Origin of the sequence: Staphylococcus sp. GDB20D11A (genome assembly GCF_016893255.1) — a bacterium.
Lineage (GTDB): Bacteria > Bacillota > Bacilli > Staphylococcales > Staphylococcaceae > Staphylococcus > Staphylococcus aureus.
The window spans coordinates 150,181-169,528 of the sequence record NZ_JAFEPJ010000003.1; the positions used below are offsets into that span (position 1 = coordinate 150,181).

Here is a 19,348-nt window from a genome sequence, read left to right on the forward strand (position 1 = left end):
TGCTCAGATCATCGTATAAAAATTAATGACGTCATTTCAAAAATCGATACACAAATAATTTATTATAAAAATTCTAAGAAAGAAGTGAACCAGATGTTAAAATCTATTAATCATATATGCTTTTCAGTCAGAAATTTAAACGATTCAATACATTTTTATAGAGATATTTTATTTGGGAAATTGCTATTGACTGGTAAAAAAACTGCTTATTTTAAGCTTGCAGGCCTATGGATTGCTTTAAATGAAGAAAAAGATATACCACGTAATGAAATCCACTTTTCATATACACATATAGCTTTCACTATAGATGACAGCGAATTTAAATATTGGCATCAGAGGTTAAAAGATAATAACGTGAATATCTTAGAAGGAAGAGTTAGAGATATTAGAGATAGACAATCAATTTACTTTACTGACCCTGATGGTCATAAGCTAGAATTACATACTGGCACACTTGAGAACAGATTAAATTATTATAAAGAGGCTAAACCACATATGACATTTTACAAATAAGGCGTCATTATAAAAAGGCCTCTTGAATTCCGTTAAAATTTTAATTAATCATTATATAATAAGAGAACTTTTCATACAATACAGTTGTTATTTTTGCTATTTCAAATAACATAAATAAACAGTAAGATGACTACAACTTAAGAGTCTTCTTACTGCAATTATTTTTCAAATATATCAACGTTAATATAACTTCTATTACGAAATACTCACATTCTGCCCTGCAATGCAAATTTCGTCACATATAAATATTTTTAATTATTTTAAAAAATGATGCACTAAATTAGCAACGAGCTTTGCAGTTCTATTGTCAGCGTCATATGTTGGATTCATCTCAGCAATACTAACTGAAGACACCTTATCACTTGGAATAATACGTTTTGCCAATTCAAGAACAGTATGTGGATACAAACCTAACACTGCCGGCGCACTTACCCCAGGCGCAAACGCACTATCAATGACATCCATACAAATCGTAAACATAATGACATCATGTTCATATACAAAACGCTCAATCATATCTTTAATTGTTGGTGATACGTGACTCAATAATTCATCTGCAAAGACATAATCAATCTTTTTCTCTTTAGCATAATCAAATAAACTTTGCGTATTACCACCTTGAGCAATACCAAGCACTAAATAATCTGTGTTTTCATCTTCTTCTAAAATTTGTCTAAAGCTCGTTCCGGATGTAGATTGTTGTTCAGCACGTGTATCAAAATGCGCATCAATATTTATCACACCAATAGATTGTGTTGGATAGACTTTACGTGTTGCTAAATATTGAGCATACGCAATATCATGTCCACCACCTAATAAAAATGTTTGTCTATGATTAGCAATTGACTTCGCTGCAAGCATAGCAAATTCTTTTTGAGTATCAATTAATTCCTCATGATCATGATAAACATTTCCGTAATCGACTAAAGTTTCAAATTGATTCAAATCCGGCAAACCTGCAAATGCTTGTTTAATCGCATCTGGTCCTTCTTTTGCACCAATGCGCCCCTTGTTTAAAGCAACACCTTCGTCAACAGCATAGCCTAATATACCGACCCCTGATGGCCTACTACTCTTTTCCAGCTTAGACAAATCTTCAAATGTTACTGTTTGAAAATGTCTAAATTTTTTCGGGTCTGTTTCACTATCTAACCTTCCAGTCCATAAATTTGGTTCACCTTGCTTGTACACAGCATTTCCCCCTCTTATTTATGTGGCTTATTAACAATTAAAGTATAACGTATAGGAAATTTTGAATTCAATTCATAGTTAAATCCATATCTTAAAAATACTTATCTACATTTCTTTTACCCCTATTTTCTATGTAATAACGAATACTTAGCTGATTTATGTTAATAAAATACGTCAAGACTATTACATTTTCATTAATATTGACATAGACAATTTATCTCTCGGCTTGTAATATGTATAATTGTTACTAAAAGATATTTTGCTTGTTACCTAATGGAGGTTACATATAATGAAAAACAATAAAATTTCTGGTTTTCAATGGGCAATGACGATTTTTGTCTTCTTTGTCATTACAATGGCGTTATCCATTATGCTCAGAGATTTCCAGTCTATAATTGGTGTCAAACACTTTATATTTGAAGTTACAGATCTAGCACCATTAATTGCTGCAATCATTTGTATACTCGTTTTCAAATATAAAAAGGTCCAACTTGCAGGTTTAAAATTCTCAATCAGCCTGAAAGTAATTGAACGTCTATTGCTAGCTTTAATTTTACCTTTAATTATTCTAATTATTGGTATGTACAGCTTTAATACATTTGCAGATAGCTTTATTTTATTACAATCAACAGGCTTATCAGTACCTATTACACACATTCTGATTGGACATATTCTAATGGCGTTCGTAGTAGAATTCGGATTCCGTTCATACTTACAAAATATTGTTGAAACGAAAATGAACACGTTCTTTGCAAGTATTGTTGTTGGTTTGATGTATTCAGTTTTCTCAGCAAATACAACTTATGGTACAGAATTTGCTGCTTATAACTTCCTTTATACATTCTCATTCTCTATGATTCTTGGTGAATTAATTAGAGCGACTAAAGGACGTACAATTTATATTGCAACGACATTCCATGCTTCAATGACATTTGGACTTATTTTCTTGTTTAGCGAAGAAATCGGCGATCTATTTTCAATCAAAGTCATCGCCATTTCAACAGCAATCGTTGCAGTAGGATACATTGGTTTAAGCTTAATTATCCGAGGTATTGTATATTTAACAACAAGACGAAACCTTGAAGAACTTGAGCCTAATAATTATTTAGACCATGTCAATGACGATGAAGAAACTAATCATACTGAGGCTGAAAAATCTTCTTCAAATATTAAAGATGCTGAAAAAACAGGTGTAGCTACTGCATCAACGGTCGGTATTGCTAAAAATGATACTGAAAAAACTGCGGCTGACGAACCAAGCATTCATGAAGGTACTGAAAAAACAGAACCTCAACATCACATAGATAATCAAACTGAATCTAATCATGATGAACATCATGACATCACTTCGGAGTCAGTAGAATCAGCAGAATCAGTTAAACATGCACCACAAAGTGACGATTTAACAAACGATTCAAATGAAGATGAAATACAATCATTAAAAGAACCTGCGACTTATAAAGAAGACAGACGTTCATCAGTTGTAATCGATGCAGAAAAACATATCGAAAAAACTGAAGAACAATCTTCAGATAAAAACAAATAATAACAAAGCGCTTGCTAGTACCTCTTAAGAAGATGATGCTAGTAAGCGCTTTTCTATGCTATATATTATTTTTCTAAAATTTTAACACCTTCTTGAGTGCCTACAATAACTTGATCTGCCATATCTAAGAAGTATCCTGTCTCAAACACACCTGTCAGATGAATTAAATACTCATGGAACTTATATGGGTCAATTCCTTTTGGTAACTTACAATCTAAAATATAATTGCCATTATCAGTTATAAATGCGACATCTTCGTTTACACGGCGTTCTACTTTTATATCAGCGTATGATTCAATTTTACGTAATATGTGATACCAGTTAAATTTATCCACCTCTACTGGTAACTTAAACGTCTCACCTAAGTATTGAACCATTTTCGTTTCATCGACAACCACAACAAAACGCGATGCCATTTCATCTATAACTTTCTCTCTGAACAGCGCACCACCGCCACCTTTAATTATATTTAAAGATGGGTCTACTTCATCAGCACCATCAATTGCTAAGTCGATATGATCAACATCATTGATTTCACATATTTTAATACCTAGTTCTTTTGCTAAAAATGCAATTTTATTAGAAGTGCATACACCTGTAATATTGTAACCACGTTCTTTAATTAGTTGCGCCATTTGAGGTAAAAGTAATTCCATTGTACTTCCTGTACCAATTCCCAGCGTCATGTCACCATTGATTTGACTTAAAACATCATTTAATGTCATTAACTTAAGTGCTTTGACATCTTTCATGAAGGTAGCCTCCCATATTTATGTAATCTATTCAATTCATATTTTACATGACTCATATAAATTAACATACCCTTATTTCTAACATTTTTTTAAACATATCAATCAGAATTTACAATTCTAAAAATGTTTTATAGTACAATATACTTTAACTTAACGTTAAGGAGAATGATATGATATCAATTCACGCAATTTCGACAGGAAAAATCCAAGATTTGCCTTATAGCTCGAAAAGACCGATGCGCTCTGCTTTAGATAAAACTAAGATTTCACAAACAACATGGTTATCTTCAACTGGTTTCACTGGTGATGAACAGGCTTATAAAGATCATGGTGGACCACATAAAGCAGTTTGTGGGTTTAGTAAACATAATTATGCACTGTATCAAGATGATTTACCTTCACTACCTACTCATGCGATGTTTGGAGAGAATTTAACATTTGATTATTTAGACGAATCTGATGTTTACTTTGGTAATCAATATCGTTTAGGTGAAGCGTTAATTGAGGTTTCTGAAATTAGAGAACCGTGCTGGAAAATTCAAGCAAAATATAATATTCCTGGTTTAGTGAAGCGCATGTCTACATCTGGTAAAACAGGTTTCTATTTCCGGGTATTAAAACAAGGCTATGTATCTCCAAATGATCAGCTTTACTTAATACAAGAAGCACCAATCGAACATCGTTTATCTGTACAACAGCTTAATGACCTTTATTATAATGATAGACAAAATCAAGATATGTTACGATATGCACTAAACAATCCATTTCTGTCACCAACAAGACGCGATAAACTTCAAAAAATGTATAACAGAACATTGAAATAATTACCTTTCATTATAAGTGTTAAATGAACTTTTCAAAACAAAAAGGAATCAACTTACACATCGTTTGTATAATAGTCTTATCTATAACTACTGATGCTATTGATTCCTTTTTAATGTTATATATTTTCTTTATTTCAAACTGTATATTAATGATGTCACTTCATTTGATACGATTCTTGATAACCTATTCAAAATTCCGCCAAATAACATAAATATTATATAAATGCCGATACTTTTAATCATTTTCTACTTTTTCTTCGATACGGAAACTTGTTTTCGAATTGAACACTTCACCAGCTTTTAAAATTGACGGTGCTTTTTCACCATATAAATTAATATCATTTGGTAAAAATTGTGTTTCTAATGTAAAGCCAGAATGTGGTTTATAAATATTAAATGGACTATCCCACTCATCAGGCTGATTAAAAGTAAAGAATACAACATGAGGCATATCTGTATCGACCTCTAACATAAATTCATGATTTTCAACATACATTTTATGTTCACCAACTGTAAATGGGTGATCAAGACCACCAAAACGTGTCATTTGTTGGCTTAATTGCGCATGTTGTGATGTAAAAATATCACTCAATTTTATCTTGTTATCTTCAAACACTTCATGTAAATCTAGAATATCACCTGTAACAATATTTCGCTCATCTAATACATACATATCTAATTGATTACTTGAAATGCGATGATTATCAACGACATTATTATCTCGATTCAAATTGAAGTACACATGATTCGTAGGACTAAACAATGTGTCTTCTGATGCAACTGCTTCGTATTCAATCGACCATTGGTGATCCGCATCATAAATATGTGTAATCGTCACATCGATATCACCCGGGAAATGATCATCAGCTGATTTCAACACCGTCTTAAATATCACTTTAATTTGAGCAATTTCATTTCTAATTTCATAATCAAATAACTTATTGTCCAAACCATGACATCCACCATGTAAATGATGTTCGCCGTTGTTTTTTTCTAACTGATATTCTTTACCTTTCAACTTAAATTTAGCATTATCAATTCTACCGCTATATCTTCCTATAGAAGCACCAAATTTAAAAGGATTACTATGATAAAATTCATCCGCTTCAACAACATTTCCAAGAACAATATTATTATCATGATATTTCCAAGACACTACTCTTGCTCCATAATTCGTAAAAATAATTTTAGTTTCATCATTATCAATTTTGATTAAATCTACACCTTGTCTTTGGTGCTCAACTTCAACTATCATTTTTACTTCTCCCTTCTAACCACAAGTGTTCAAGCTCTGCTGGGTAGCAACATTACTAAAACACCTACAATACAAATGATTGCACCGATAACATCATATTTATCTGGCATTTGTTTATCTACGACCATCGCAAAAATCAAACTCATGATGATAAATACGCCACCATATGCTGCATATACTCTTCCGAATGATGGAAATGATTGAAATGTCGCAATGACACCATATAACATGAGTATCGCACCGCCTATTAGCCCAACAAGTGAAGACTGTCCTTCCCTAAGCCACAGCCAAATCAGGTATCCCCCACCTATTTCACATAAGCCAGCTAATATAAATATAAAAATCGGATATAACATGAAATCACTCCATCACACATTTGCTACCAATAATCTATCGGCTACATATCATTCGTTTACATTTCTTCTTACTTCACATTCCCATTTTAAAAAGTTCGTTTTCACATTCATATTGTACACTTTTTTAGACATTATTCTATAGCTAAATATAAAAAAATAAGAGTAACACGCTTTCATCATCATTTTATATGATAAATGTGTGTCACTCTCATCAATTTTATTTTTTAAATACACGTTTCATTGAATTAAATAAGCCACGTTCAAATGTAAGTACTGAATCTTTATATGTTTTAATTGCAATCCATATCAAGACAGCTACCATTACAATTGAGATTAATGAACTTAAGATGACCTCATGTATTTGAAGCCCTGAAGTTTGAGCGCGTACAACTAATTGAAATGGCGCTAAAAACGGAATATAACTTGTGATTAAAGCAAGTTGCCCATCAGGATTATTTATCGTGAATATCGCGATATAAAATGCAATCATACCAAGTAATGTCAGTGGCATCAAAGATTGATTTAAATCTTCTATTCTAGATGTTAATGATCCGAGAATGGCTGCAAGTAATACATACGCCATAATTCCAACAATACTACTTATAATTCCGACAATAATAATTTGCCAAGACAATTGATTCATTTCCACGTTAAAACCTTGTAGCAAGTCTTTTAAGTCAAAGGCAAAAATGCATATAACTGCCATCAATACAATTAAAATAATCTGAGTCACGGCAACTGCTATAACGCCTAAAATTTTAGCAAAAATATGTTGGATTGGTGAAATACTTGTAATAATCATTTCAATGACACGCGATGTTTTCTCACTAGCAATTTCCATAGCTATTTGAGATGCATAATTTAAAACAATAAAGAACATTAGAAAGATAATGCCATAAGCTAAAGCATAGTTGAAAATCTTTTGTCCTTCTGATACTTTATCGACTTCATCATTAGAAATCACCTTATTATCAACTTTACTTTGTGCTTGTAATTTTTGTAAGTCTTCTTTGTTGATATTTAATTCCCCGGCTACCATATTTGTTTGAATAGCTGTAAGCAGTGCTTGTACTTTTTGTGAATCTTCATGACTTACTCGCTTCTCACTAATGATTGTCCCTTGTAACGTGCGATTTTGATTCACCTTGATAATATAAGCTTTATCAAGTTTATGTTTTTTTACTTCTTTTTCAGCATCTTCTATAGAAACTTTAGTAAACTTAGCATCACTATGAAATGTATTCGCCTGTTGCTTGAAAACCTTATAGATTTGTTCATTCGGTGCTGCTACACCAATTTTATCTGGACCATCATCAAACATGTTAATAATCTTATCAATGTTAGATAGGCCAATCATTAAGGCAGCAATAATAATCATAAAAATTACAAATGATTTAGCTTTAATTTTTTTGATATATGTCAAACTAAATGTCGCCCAAAACTTATGCATCCTTGCCACCAACCTTCTCAATGAATATATCTTGTAATGATGGTTCTACAACTTGGAATCGTTTAACATAACCTTGATGTGCTACAACTTGATAAATATCTTTGGCTACGTCTTCATTCTCAATCGTCAACTGAATACCTTGCTTCATGTTTTCACTATGAATGATGCCTCTAATGTGTGTTAAATCTGGTAGTGTTGTTTCTGACTCAATGACAACTTTCTTGTTACCATTAGATGCACGTACATGATTGATATCACCAGAAACAACAAGTTGACCTTTATCTAAAATACAAACATCATCACATAATTCTTCAACATGCTCCATACGGTGAGAACTATAAACGATTGTACTGCCCCAATCATTTAAGTCTTTAACTGCTTCTTTTAATAACTCAACATTAACTGGGTCTAGACCACTGAAAGGCTCATCTAATATTAGTAATTCTGGTTTATGTAACATACTTGCTAACAGCTGAATTTTTTGTTGATTCCCTTTTGATAGACTATCAATTCGTTTTTTACGGTTTTCAGTAATATCAAAACGCTCAAGCCAATACGATATTTGCTGTTGTATTTCTGTTTTTGACATTCCCTTTAAAGTTGCCAAATATTTCAATTCTTCTTCAACTGTCAGTTTCCCATGTAAACCGCGCTCTTCCGGCAAATAACCAATACGATTGTACATTGTTTTATCTAGTTTTTTACCGTTATACGTAATGTGTCCTTCAGTTGGTTCACTTAAGCCTAAAATCATACGAAATGTCGTTGTTTTACCTGCACCATTTCTTCCTAGAAAACCTAACATTTTGCCTGATTCTAACTCTAATGAAATATCATTTACTGCCGTCATCTTGCCAAAACGTTTCGTAACATGTTCAATTACAAGTCCCATACTTTGCCTCCTAAAACAATATGTATTTATCTTAATATAACATTTCTATTCTCTATAAATGCAATATTTTTAAAGTGAATTTATTTTTAAAATTTCTGAAATTGAAATATTTAAATAGTATCTTCTTTGCATGTTAAGTATCATTAGCTTTAACTACTCATTTTCCATGCCTTTATTGCCTTATTCGTAAAAAAATATCCCAGCATCATTGTGCCGAGATATTTATATCCTTACAATTGATTATCTGTTTCTTCCGGTGTTTTCGGTGTTTCAGATGTACCCGCTTTTTCCGGTGTTTCAGATGTCACTGGTTGATTTTTAATTGAAGATGGGTATTTTGGGCTTTCGCCATATTTATTTGCCGGCTTACTGTCAAAGCATAGGAATACTATCATTGTAACTGTAAGTCCAAAATAAATAAGATATAGAAGTACTAACAAAATAACAATTCCAATTGGCATAAACATAAAATCATTATCATAATATGATTCGATAAACTGCACCACTATAGAGAATACAATACTAAATGCACACATTATAATAGGCAATACCATTGTTCTTGATATATCGTGGAATCTTCGGACGCTTAATGCCAAATTGGGAATAAAGGTTGCTAAAGAATAAAGAAGCATATATATAATTGTAAGTATTAATATCATCACACCAAACATAGATAATACTTTAGCATCTATTTCATCACCTATACCCACAAATACTGCTCCCATAAAGAACACGAAGAACGCAGGAAGTATAAATATTAAATGCCACAACATCATATACCAATATTCACTACGTCTTGATCTCCCCTTAAAATTTACATAATTTTTCCAAAATAATACGAATGATTTCATAAAACCTACTTGAGGTAATTGTTCCATTGTAATCTCCCTTTCGTTAATCATATTTATATTTTTAATTATTATTACCGTTATAATTTACAAGATTCATTATCAAGCCACTTCATTTCAATCGTCATTCACTTTGGAAAATGAACTTTATATTTCATCACTAGTTAAATGAAAACCCGCTAAAAGTACGCATCTATATGGAGACTCATTTGAAAGTCAACGCTTCGTTAACTATACTAAAAATATGTCACACTGCAATGTTCACATTTAAAAGAGTCTCAATCTCTGCAAATAAAATATTCCATAACAAAGTATATACTTTACATTTTTATAATTCTTAACAATACTATTTTATCAAACATTTGCCACAATAAAAATATCTTTTTCATTTTTATTTAAATTAATCATATAATTGCGAGGAGAATATTATGGATTTCGTTAATAATGATACAAGACAAATAGCTAAAAACTTATTAGGTGTCAAAGTGATTTATCAGGATACCACTCAAACGTATACAGGCTACATCGTGGAAACGGAAGCATACTTAGGTTTGAATGATCGTGCGGCTCATGGCTATGGTGGTAAAATAACACCTAAAGTTACGTCATTATATAAACGTGGTGGTACAATTTATGCACATGTCATGCATACGCATTTACTCATTAATTTTGTAACAAAATCTGAAGGTATACCTGAAGGCGTACTTATCCGCGCAATTGAACCAGAAGACGGTTTATCCGCTATGTTCCGTAACAGAGGTAAGAAAGGCTACGAGGTAACGAATGGCCCAGGAAAATGGACTAAGGCATTTAACATTCCACGGGCTATCGATGGCGCTACGTTAAATGACTGTAGATTGTCTATTGATACTAAGAATCGTAAATATCCTAAAGATATTATTGCTAGTCCACGAATCGGTATTCCAAATAAAGGTGATTGGACACATAAATCTTTACGTTACACAGTGAAAGGTAATCCATTTGTGTCTCGCATGCGTAAATCAGATTGTATGTTTCCCGAAGATACTTGGAAATAAATGTCATCTTTGATTGATTACTATCATGAAAATGAAATCTATCTCCTTATAAGTCAATCAATCGTGCCGTCAACATGCGGATGGGTTGATTGTTTTTCTTTGTGTCCATCATATTTTTTGATTCATCTCCTCTTTTTGAACTTGTTCTTAATTATAAAATATAACAATAGAATTATTTATAATTATTAAATTTAGATGCATTAATATTATTGATATTATTTTCAAAAACTAGAAATATTGATTTGTTGCATGTATAATGTTAAAAGTGCCCTTTTATAACGCTTACATATAAAAGCTTATTTAGGGAGAGGGATATTCAACAAGGGGGATTTGAAAATGATAGAACTTAATGCAATTACAACATTATGTTTAGCCTGTATACTTTACTTACTTGGTAAAGCTATCGTTAATCACGTTAATTTTTTAAAACGCATTTGTATACCAGCACCAGTGATTGGCGGCTTAATCTTTGCTATTTTAGTTGCGGCTTTGGATTCATTTGGCATGGTTAAGATTAAATTAGATGCTTCATTCATTCAAGATTTCTTCATGTTAGCATTCTTTACGACAATCGGTCTTGGTGCATCATTGAAATTATTTAAATTAGGTGGCAAAGTCTTGCTATTATACTTTATGTTTTGTGCTATCATTTCAGTCATTCAAAACATAGTTGGTGTATCACTAGCAAAAGTATTAAATATTAAACCGTTACTAGGATTAACAGCTGGTTCTATGTCTATGGAAGGTGGTCACGGTAATGCTGCCGCTTATGGTAAGACAATCCAAGATTTAGGCATTGACTCAGCATTGACAGCAGCACTTGCGGCTGCAACTTTAGGTCTTGTATTTGGAGGGCTTATCGGTGGACCAGTTGTAAAATTTTTAATCAAACGTTATAACTTAAAGCCTCAACATAGTGACAATACATTTAAAGATTATAGCCAAGTAGCATATAACGAACATTTACATAGTAAATTTAATGCCACTGAAGTATTCTTCATTCAATTTACAATCGTTGTATTCTGTATGGCAGTTGGAAGTTATTTCAGTCATTTGTTTACAGCTCAAACAGGGATTAATGTTCCAATTTACGTTGGCTCATTATTTGTAGCTGTTATTGTCCGAAATATCTCTGAAAGTTTTAATTTTAATATTGTAGATTTAAAAATTACTAATCAAATTGGCGATGTCGCATTAGGTATTTTCTTATCTCTTGCGCTAATGAGCATTCAATTAATCGAAATTTATAAACTTGCTATACCTCTTATTATTATCGTTTTAGTTCAAGTTGTCGTTATGATTTTATTTGCTGTTTTAATTTTATTTAGAGGTTTAGGAAAAGATTATGATGCTGCAGTAATGGTAGGTGGTTTTATCGGGCATGGGCTTGGTGCAACGCCAAATGCCATGGCAAATTTAGATGTTATTACTAAAAAATATGGAAACTCACCTAAAGCATATTTAGTTGTACCTATTGTTGGTGCATTCTTAATCGATTTAATTGGTGTTATAGTCATTATGGGATTCATTCAATGGTTTAGTTAAACACCAAACTCATAAATAAAAGAGGAGGCCTTCGCCTCCTCTTTTATTTATCCTCGATGTATATTCAAGCTACGTTGTTCTATCCATGACAATATTTCCGGACTAAATACGATTTGTTTTTGTGTTAAGTCGTCAATATTTTTAGCATCTAACATCGTCATTATTGATTTCATGTGTTCAATAAATGATTCTACATAAGCTACTGTATGTGCAATGCCATTATTTTCAACTTGATTTAAAAACGGACGTGACATACCAGTTGCCTTTGCGCCAAGTGCTAAACTTTTAATTGCATCGAGTGGTGTACGTAAACCACCACTCGCGAAAACTGAAATTTCGCTTTGATAAGCCGTTGTTTCAAGTAATGACTCAACTGTAGACTGTCCCCATGATGATAAGTAATCCATATCTTTATTTGCACGACGTTCATTTTCAATATCTACAAAGTTAGTACCACCTTTGCCACTAACATCGACATACTTAACGCCTATTTGTTGTAAGTCATGCATTAATTCTTTGCTCATACCAAATCCAACTTCTTTTATAATGACTGGAACAGACACTCGTGATACAATCGACGCTATATTATCTAACCAAGTCACAAATTCACGATTCCCTTCAGGCATAACTAATTCTTGAGGAGAATTAACATGGATTTGTAACGCTTGTGCCTCAAGTAATTCAACTGCTTCCAAAGCCTTTTCTACTGGTACGTCCGCACCAACATTGCTAAAAATCATGCCTTCAGGATTCATTTTTCGCGCAATCGTAAACGTCTCAGCCATGCGTGGATTTCTCAATGCCGCATGTGTTGATCCAACTGCCATCGCTAAGCCAGTTTCTCTTGCAACTACAGCTAGCTTTTCATTGATGTTTTTCGTCCACTCGCTACCACCCGTCATTGCATTAATATAAACCGGATATGCCATCGTTAAGTCAGGTGTCTTTGATGTCAAATCGATATCATTTACATTAATTGATGGGATAGAATGATGCACAAAACGCATCTTATCAAAATCTGAATGCATTGCGTCAGATTGGGCCATTGCTATTTCAACATGTTCATTTTTTCTCTGTTCTCTTTGAAAATCACTCATGATTAAACCTACCTTTTCGTCATTTCTAATTTAAAACCATTTTTTACGTCTGAAAAAGATGATTAATACGACAGCTATAACAAACATTACAGCTAAGCAAATATAATATCCATAATGTAAATGTAATGCCGGCATATTTACAAAGTTCATACCATAAATCCCAGCTATGAATGTTAACGGTGAAAATATAACTGATACTAATGTTAATACTTGCATAATACTATTCATTCTAAATGACGTGTATGACTCAAAATTTTCTCGTATCTCGTTTGTCATTTCTTGTGCAGTACGAATGATATTACGTTGCTTAATCAAGTGGTCATCGATATGTTGAATGTATAGCGAATGTTTATTATCTATAATCAAATCACCATTTTGTTTCATTGTATCAATTAGCTCCTGCATAGGAAACAGTACACGTTTTACTTTAATCAAATCCGAACGTAACTTAAAGACACTATCCATGACCATTTTATTAAAGCGATCATCTACATGGCGGTCTTCAAAATGATAAACACTATCTTCAAGTGCATAAACAAAGTTGAAATATTTATCAACCATCATATCTAAAATTAATATGACGACATCTGCACAATCTAATTCTGCATCTAATGTATTCATATACTTATAGACTACTTTATTTAATGATTCCAACGTTTGATGATGATATGTTACTAATACATTGTCTTGTATAAAAATATTTAGTGCTATTGGTGAATAGTTTGACCCCATAATACTATGGAATACTAAGTATTGATAATCTTTATAAGATTTATATTTAGCTCGTGGCATACCGTTAATTGCATCATCCACTTCTAAATCATTAAAATTAAAATGTGCTTTAAACCATTCATTTTCTTGTTCATTCGGTTCATCAAAATCATACCAAACAATAGTCGCATCTTTTGGTATCTCTTTGATATCATCAACTACTTTAAACGGTTCGTATGTAGTTTGATACCGTATCGTTAAAGCCATCGATACTCCCCCTAAATAACGAATTCTCTATTATTTTATCATGAATTAAATAACGTGTATGTCTTAATTTATTTTAGTATGATAGTCACTAAGGAGATGGTTATTATCAAACAACTTTTTACACATACTCAAACCGTAACATCTGAATTCATTGACCATAACAATCATATGCATGATGCAAATTATAATATCATTTTTAGTGACGTCGTGAATCGTTTTAATTACAGCCACGGTCTTTCTTTAAAAGAACGCAAAAATTTAGCATATACGCTATTTACACTAGAAGAACATACGACATACCTCTCAGAATTGTCTCTTGGCGATGTATTTACTGTTACTTTATATATTTATGATTACGATTATAAGCGGTTGCATTTATTTTTAACATTAACTAAAGAAGATGGTACACTAGCATCAACAAATGAAGTAATGATGATGGGAATTAATCAGCACACACGTCGTTCTGATGCTTTTCCTGAATCATTTTCAACACAAATAGCACACTATTATAAAAATCAACCAACTATCACTTGGCCTGAACAATTAGGACATAAAATAGCAATTCCACACAAAGGAGCATTAAAATGACAGATGCATTACAACAAAAGATTCATATCGAATTACTAGATTTATTAGATGATGTTAAGTTTGAATTAACAGAATTAAATGCACAAAAAGGGTTATACATTAACGGACCAGCAAATCAGCTACTTAAGCGTGGCGTGCATATGGCTTATGTTCAAGGACAAAAGCAAGCCATCGATAATATTATGACTATTGTGGAACAACAGCTTGAAGATCAACATTTCTTAGAACATTATGATAAATTTCAAAATGAGGTTGCTCATCGCAATTATGATAAAACAGCTAACTTTGCAGAACTTAGTGATATTCCACGTCAATTCGATAATTTTTTAGATCAATTTTATCAAATTAAAGGGCAATACTTTATCATCACGCATATCAATACACTTATTGGTGATTTTCACTCAGAAGCGCATTAACAATTAGTCTATATAATCCTTGCTATATTTTCAAAAACAAAACCCAATTGCGTTTTCATGTCAAATATCATCTTCCATGAAATCGTAACTGGGTCAATTGTATGTTATTAGTTGTTTTGTGTTACATCCTCATCTATCGATTTGGCAATTTGTTTAATAGCTTTATGTGATTGTCTAATTGGATAAATTGGAAAATCATGTACCATCTTAGGATAATCATAAAACTCAATGTATTGATGATGTTGCAACATCATTTGTTCGAATAGCTTCATATCAGGATGTGTCATTTCACGTCCACCACCAAACATATAAACTGGTGGTAATCCTTCTATTGTGCCATTAATTGGCGATATGCGCTTATCTGTTAATGGTAGGCCATTCGCCCATTTTTTCATAATCTCATTGACACCAAACTGACTTAGAACCGCATCTTGTTCGATTAAAGCGTCCGAAATATCTTTATTAGATAGTGTTGCATCTAAAATTGGTGAGATTAAATACAATTTATTCGGTAATGGCTGTTGATTATCTAAAAGAGATTGTACAAAGGATAATGCCAGTGCACCACCTGAACCATCACCCATGACTACGACATTTTGATGGCCTACTTCAGATACTAATTGATCATAAACACGTTGTATCGCTTGGAAAGTATCGTCAATATGAAACTCTGGTGTCTTTGGATAGATAGGCAGTACAACCTCATATAATGTACTTAAAGTGATTTTATCCAACAATCTCCAATGGAACGGTGATGGTTGTAGTGCATTGAATCCACCGTGAATATATAAAATTTTCTTATCAATTTGATGTCTGAAATTAAAGCGAAAGACTTGCATATCATCTAATGATAATTTTTCTAAATTTGCTTTAACATTTAATGTTGAAGGCTGCTTATGTTTTTTTCTATTTTCAATTTCTCTTTTATAAAAAAATCTTTCAACATCTTGATCATTTTTAAACATAATCGAGCGATTGTGAAGCAAATATTTATTGACAACGCTATTCATAACACGGTTTCTAATCAATGTCTTAACCTACCTTTATATATTTTATGTATCCAATGATTGTCTATCCCCTACATTCTTTGCCAAAAAAAGTATATAATGTAGAAGATATTTTCTTTTTCACTTTCAAATTTAAGACTACAATTGAACAGTGATTTTTCATCATTATAACAGACAACTAGACATATTGATAAGTAAAGAAAAGAACTTTATACGGAGGTACCTTGCATGACAAATCCTAATCAACGATTAGAACCATTTGATGAGACATTTCAACAACCGAATATTCATCGTGGTAAACGATATGGTAAGAAAAAACGTTCATTGGTAAGCATGATTATTCAAATCATTGTTGTTATATTAACCGCAATCGCTGGATACAGTATGTGGAAACAACCCATTTTTAATATTGTCTTCACCAAAGAATCTGTAGATTTTGATGGCATTAAAAATTTTAACGAGACAATTGGAAAAATGCATCAATTAAATATTAATTTGGGTAATATCAATGATTTACAACAAGGAATCGATCGCTTAATTTTAGTCTTTAACGGTTTCTTTATTTTATGTATCGTTAGCCTAGTCATAACAATACTGACAATTGTATTTAATCGCACAGTTCTAAAAGTAGTAAATATTTTAGTGTTAACAATTATGTTAGTCATTACATTGTATTTCAGTTATATTATTAAAGCACTCGCACAAGAAATTGCAGATGCTTTAAAAAAATATTATTTAAATGTACCACCAGATCAAGTAATAACAGAAGCTGACGCTATTCATAACGGCATCATTTTACTGGGCTGTAGCATCGGTTTACTTGTTATAAGCTTATTCTTCCGTAATCGCATGCCTCGTTTAAAATAATGTTATATAGTAGGGATTGGGACAGAAATGTTATTTTCACAAAATTCATTTCGTTGACCCACTTCCTGCTTTTTCTTTATTAATGACCTACTACGTCAATGCCAAATTTTAATATAATTCCTCTAACATTCTACAAATCAACAAATAAAAAAAGTATCGATAACCATATATTGGCACCGATACTTTAAAAATCATGTCCCCACAACATAATTTTTGATTAGTCACACTTCAATTAATTTATTTTATTTATTCATGATTGATACTATTATCTGCATCTATCTTTTGAGCCGTAGCTTTTGCTTTTTTGTTACTTTGTAAAAATAAACATAAAATTAAAGCGATGATGCTAAATATCGTTGCAACTATAAATGCATCATTAATCCCTTCAACTGTTGCTAGTTTATTTACAAATTGTAATAACACTTTCATTGCGCCTTCTTGACCACCATATTGCGATGCTAATTCACGCATATGATCTTGTACAACAGGATTCGTTTTATCTAACTCTTCCCCAAAAGCTGATAAATGTTGTGTAGTTTGCGTTGTCATTACAGTAACCAAGATTGCTGTTCCTATAGAACCAGCTAGTTGACGCATCGTATTTAAGAAGGCATTACCATGGGAGGCAAGTCGTCCCGGCAACGCATTAATAGCTGCTGTTACCATTGGCATCATAATAAATGCCATACCAAATGAACGTAGTACATAGATGCCCATGATTGTCATATATGGCGTATCCATATTCAATTTAGTTAATTCCCATGTTGCATAAGTCATGACAGCAATACCAAAAATGGCTAAAGGTTTTAAGCCAATCGTGTCTAACAACTTACCAGCAAATGGTCCTAGTAGACCCATAATTAGAGAACCAGGTAATAATAACAATCCGGAATCTAATGCTGAGAAACCACGTAAATTTTGTAAGTAAATTGGTAATAAAATCATACCACCATACAAGCTCATCATTACAACCATATTAATTACTGTTGTTAGTGTAAATGTTGGAAATTTCAATACTTCTAAATTCAACATTGGTGCTTTCATTCTTAATTCTCTTATTACAAATAGAATAATAAAGATAATACCAATCGCAAACATTGTTTCTATCTCAACAGAACCCCAGCCTTTGTTCCCCGCTTCTGAAAAGCCGTATAACAAAGCACCAAAACCAATTGTACTAAAAATGATACCTGGGATATCAGCTTTAGGGTTTGTTGTATATTGATATAACTTAAACCATACAAAACCAACTAAGATTGCAATAATTCCGATAATGAACATACCGTAAAACATCACATTCCAATGGTAATTTTGTACAATATAACCTGATAATGTTGGACCGATTGCAGGTGCTAAAATCATTGCAATACCCATTGTACCCATGGCAGCACCACGTTTTTCAGGTGGATAAATTGTAATAATAACAATTGAACCTAATGGCATTAGTACACCTGCACCAATGGCTTGTAATACACGTCCAACCATCATGATTGGGAAATTCATTGAAATCGCACATATTAATGAACCAATTGTAAAGAGTACTAACGCAACTAAAAATAATTTTCGATATGAATATTTATTAAATAGATACGCCGTAATTGGTATTAAAATACCGTTTACTAACATGAATCCCGTCATCAACCATTGCCCTGTTGACGCAGAAATATTAAATTCCGTATTAATTTTTGGCAAAGCAACATTTAATAATGTTTGGTTTAAAATCGCAATAAACATACCGAATAATAATGCCGCTAATATTTTACCGCGTGAAACACCTTCACCAAAAATATAGTTTTTATGTTCTTTTTTAATTTTCTCATTTACTTTATATTCTTCTGATTCAGGATTTTTAGCAGCAAATGCTTCATCATCCTTATTATCATTGAATAATTCTTGATCTTGTTCAGACCCTTTCGCATGATCAGTTAGACTAACTTGATTCTGATTGTCTTTATTGTCAATACGTGCCTCTTCACGCGCCGTATGTTGTGACGATTGATCAGTTGTTCTGTCTAAATCACTTGCTTTAAATTTAGATTGATTTGATTGACGTGTCGCAAAATGTTGTTCCTTTTGTTGGCGTTTTGCTTTTCTTCTTGATCTTATTAATATTAAATTGATAACCCCAACAATAATGAGCGCTAAAACAATGTAGCTAATAATGAAGGTCGTAGTCATTTAATGAC

20 protein-coding genes are annotated in these 19,348 nt (G+C 32.3%); 8 read left to right on the forward strand and 12 right to left on the reverse strand.

What is annotated here, in order from left to right; all coding sequences use genetic code 11:
• Nucleotides 1-93: 93 nt before the first annotated feature.
• A complete protein-coding gene (gene fosB, locus JV528_RS02970) occupies nucleotides 94-513 on the forward strand; it encodes a FosB/FosD family fosfomycin resistance bacillithiol transferase (protein ID WP_000920235.1) in 420 nt (139 codons plus the stop codon).
• A gap of 255 nt (nucleotides 514-768) precedes the next feature.
• On the opposite strand, the gene hutG is transcribed toward fosB, so the two are convergent.
• Complete coding sequence (gene hutG / locus JV528_RS02975; RefSeq protein ID WP_204177267.1) at nucleotides 769-1,704, reverse strand: formimidoylglutamase; 936 nt, start codon at nucleotides 1,702-1,704, stop codon at nucleotides 769-771.
• Nucleotides 1,705-1,993: 289 nt separating this feature from the next.
• On the opposite strand from hutG, the gene lyrA reads away from it, so the two are divergent.
• Nucleotides 1,994-3,250, forward strand: coding sequence for a lysostaphin resistance protein LyrA (lyrA, locus tag JV528_RS02980; RefSeq protein WP_000794448.1), 1,257 nt, complete (start codon nucleotides 1,994-1,996; stop codon nucleotides 3,248-3,250).
• Nucleotides 3,251-3,315: 65 nt separating this feature from the next.
• Here lyrA and JV528_RS02985 read toward each other — a convergent pair whose 3' ends face one another.
• Nucleotides 3,316-4,002: a ribose 5-phosphate isomerase A gene (locus JV528_RS02985; protein WP_000655867.1), complete on the reverse strand. Its 687-nt coding sequence runs from the start codon at nucleotides 4,000-4,002 to the stop codon at nucleotides 3,316-3,318.
• 170 nt (nucleotides 4,003-4,172) lie between these two features.
• On the opposite strand from JV528_RS02985, the gene JV528_RS02990 reads away from it, so the two are divergent.
• Complete coding sequence (locus JV528_RS02990) at nucleotides 4,173-4,826, forward strand: MOSC domain-containing protein (RefSeq protein WP_000623448.1); 654 nt, start codon at nucleotides 4,173-4,175, stop codon at nucleotides 4,824-4,826.
• 235 nt (nucleotides 4,827-5,061) lie between these two features.
• Here the strand turns inward: JV528_RS02990 and JV528_RS02995 are convergent, their stop codons facing one another.
• From JV528_RS02995 to JV528_RS03020, 6 genes are all read right to left on the reverse strand, one after another.
• The gene (locus JV528_RS02995; RefSeq protein WP_000634685.1) at nucleotides 5,062-6,081 is read right to left on the reverse strand and encodes an aldose epimerase family protein; all 1,020 of its coding nucleotides are present in this window, start codon (nucleotides 6,079-6,081) and stop codon (nucleotides 5,062-5,064) included.
• Between the two features lie 29 nt (nucleotides 6,082-6,110).
• Nucleotides 6,111-6,437, reverse strand: a complete 327-nt coding sequence (locus tag JV528_RS03000; protein ID WP_000966695.1) for a YnfA family protein — start codon at nucleotides 6,435-6,437, stop codon at nucleotides 6,111-6,113.
• A 48-nt stretch (nucleotides 6,438-6,485) separates the two neighbouring features.
• Nucleotides 6,486-6,671: a hypothetical protein gene (locus JV528_RS03005; protein ID WP_072491263.1), complete on the reverse strand. Its 186-nt coding sequence runs from the start codon at nucleotides 6,669-6,671 to the stop codon at nucleotides 6,486-6,488.
• Nucleotides 6,655-7,887, reverse strand: coding sequence for an ABC transporter permease (locus tag JV528_RS03010; protein WP_000548682.1), 1,233 nt, complete (start codon nucleotides 7,885-7,887; stop codon nucleotides 6,655-6,657). The genes JV528_RS03005 and JV528_RS03010 overlap by 17 nt, the downstream gene beginning before the upstream one ends.
• Nucleotides 7,880-8,779: an ABC transporter ATP-binding protein gene (locus JV528_RS03015; protein ID WP_000524825.1), complete on the reverse strand. Its 900-nt coding sequence runs from the start codon at nucleotides 8,777-8,779 to the stop codon at nucleotides 7,880-7,882. The genes JV528_RS03010 and JV528_RS03015 overlap by 8 nt, the downstream gene beginning before the upstream one ends.
• A gap of 230 nt (nucleotides 8,780-9,009) precedes the next feature.
• Nucleotides 9,010-9,657, reverse strand: coding sequence for a DUF805 domain-containing protein (locus JV528_RS03020; protein ID WP_000436825.1), 648 nt, complete (start codon nucleotides 9,655-9,657; stop codon nucleotides 9,010-9,012).
• 398 nt (nucleotides 9,658-10,055) lie between these two features.
• On the opposite strand from JV528_RS03020, the gene JV528_RS03025 reads away from it, so the two are divergent.
• Both JV528_RS03025 and gltS read left to right on the forward strand, forming a co-directional pair.
• Entirely contained in the window at nucleotides 10,056-10,664 is a 609-nt protein-coding gene (locus JV528_RS03025) for a DNA-3-methyladenine glycosylase (RefSeq protein ID WP_000348297.1), read from the forward strand.
• Between the two features lie 336 nt (nucleotides 10,665-11,000).
• Nucleotides 11,001-12,209, forward strand: a complete 1,209-nt coding sequence (gene gltS / locus JV528_RS03030; RefSeq protein ID WP_204177268.1) for a sodium/glutamate symporter — start codon at nucleotides 11,001-11,003, stop codon at nucleotides 12,207-12,209.
• Between the two features lie 47 nt (nucleotides 12,210-12,256).
• On the opposite strand, the gene fni is transcribed toward gltS, so the two are convergent.
• Both fni and corA read right to left on the reverse strand, forming a co-directional pair.
• Nucleotides 12,257-13,306 carry a type 2 isopentenyl-diphosphate Delta-isomerase gene (fni, locus tag JV528_RS03035; RefSeq protein ID WP_196931771.1) on the reverse strand — a complete coding sequence of 350 codons (1,050 nt, stop codon included), beginning with the start codon at nucleotides 13,304-13,306 and terminating at the stop codon, nucleotides 12,257-12,259.
• Between the two features lie 30 nt (nucleotides 13,307-13,336).
• Entirely contained in the window at nucleotides 13,337-14,284 is a 948-nt protein-coding gene (gene corA / locus JV528_RS03040) for a magnesium/cobalt transporter CorA (protein ID WP_001229248.1), read from the reverse strand.
• Between the two features lie 96 nt (nucleotides 14,285-14,380).
• Between corA and JV528_RS03045 the strand changes: the two genes are divergently transcribed.
• Together JV528_RS03045 and JV528_RS03050 are read left to right on the forward strand one after the other, a co-directional pair.
• Nucleotides 14,381-14,872 carry a thioesterase family protein gene (locus JV528_RS03045; protein WP_025173930.1) on the forward strand — a complete coding sequence of 164 codons (492 nt, stop codon included), beginning with the start codon at nucleotides 14,381-14,383 and terminating at the stop codon, nucleotides 14,870-14,872.
• On the forward strand, nucleotides 14,869-15,288 hold the full coding sequence (locus tag JV528_RS03050) for a hypothetical protein (protein WP_000128656.1): 420 nt from the start codon (nucleotides 14,869-14,871) through the stop codon (nucleotides 15,286-15,288). The genes JV528_RS03045 and JV528_RS03050 overlap by 4 nt, the downstream gene beginning before the upstream one ends.
• 107 nt (nucleotides 15,289-15,395) lie before the next feature.
• Here the strand turns inward: JV528_RS03050 and JV528_RS03055 are convergent, their stop codons facing one another.
• Nucleotides 15,396-16,316, reverse strand: coding sequence for an alpha/beta hydrolase fold domain-containing protein (locus tag JV528_RS03055; RefSeq protein WP_000620864.1), 921 nt, complete (start codon nucleotides 16,314-16,316; stop codon nucleotides 15,396-15,398).
• A 207-nt stretch (nucleotides 16,317-16,523) separates the two neighbouring features.
• Between JV528_RS03055 and JV528_RS03060 the strand changes: the two genes are divergently transcribed.
• The gene (locus JV528_RS03060; RefSeq protein ID WP_000184226.1) at nucleotides 16,524-17,162 is read left to right on the forward strand and encodes a hypothetical protein; all 639 of its coding nucleotides are present in this window, start codon (nucleotides 16,524-16,526) and stop codon (nucleotides 17,160-17,162) included.
• Nucleotides 17,163-17,408: 246 nt separating this feature from the next.
• Here the strand turns inward: JV528_RS03060 and JV528_RS03065 are convergent, their stop codons facing one another.
• Nucleotides 17,409-19,340: a DHA2 family efflux MFS transporter permease subunit gene (locus JV528_RS03065; RefSeq protein ID WP_000213896.1), complete on the reverse strand. Its 1,932-nt coding sequence runs from the start codon at nucleotides 19,338-19,340 to the stop codon at nucleotides 17,409-17,411.
• Between the last annotated feature and the right edge of the window lie 8 nt (nucleotides 19,341-19,348).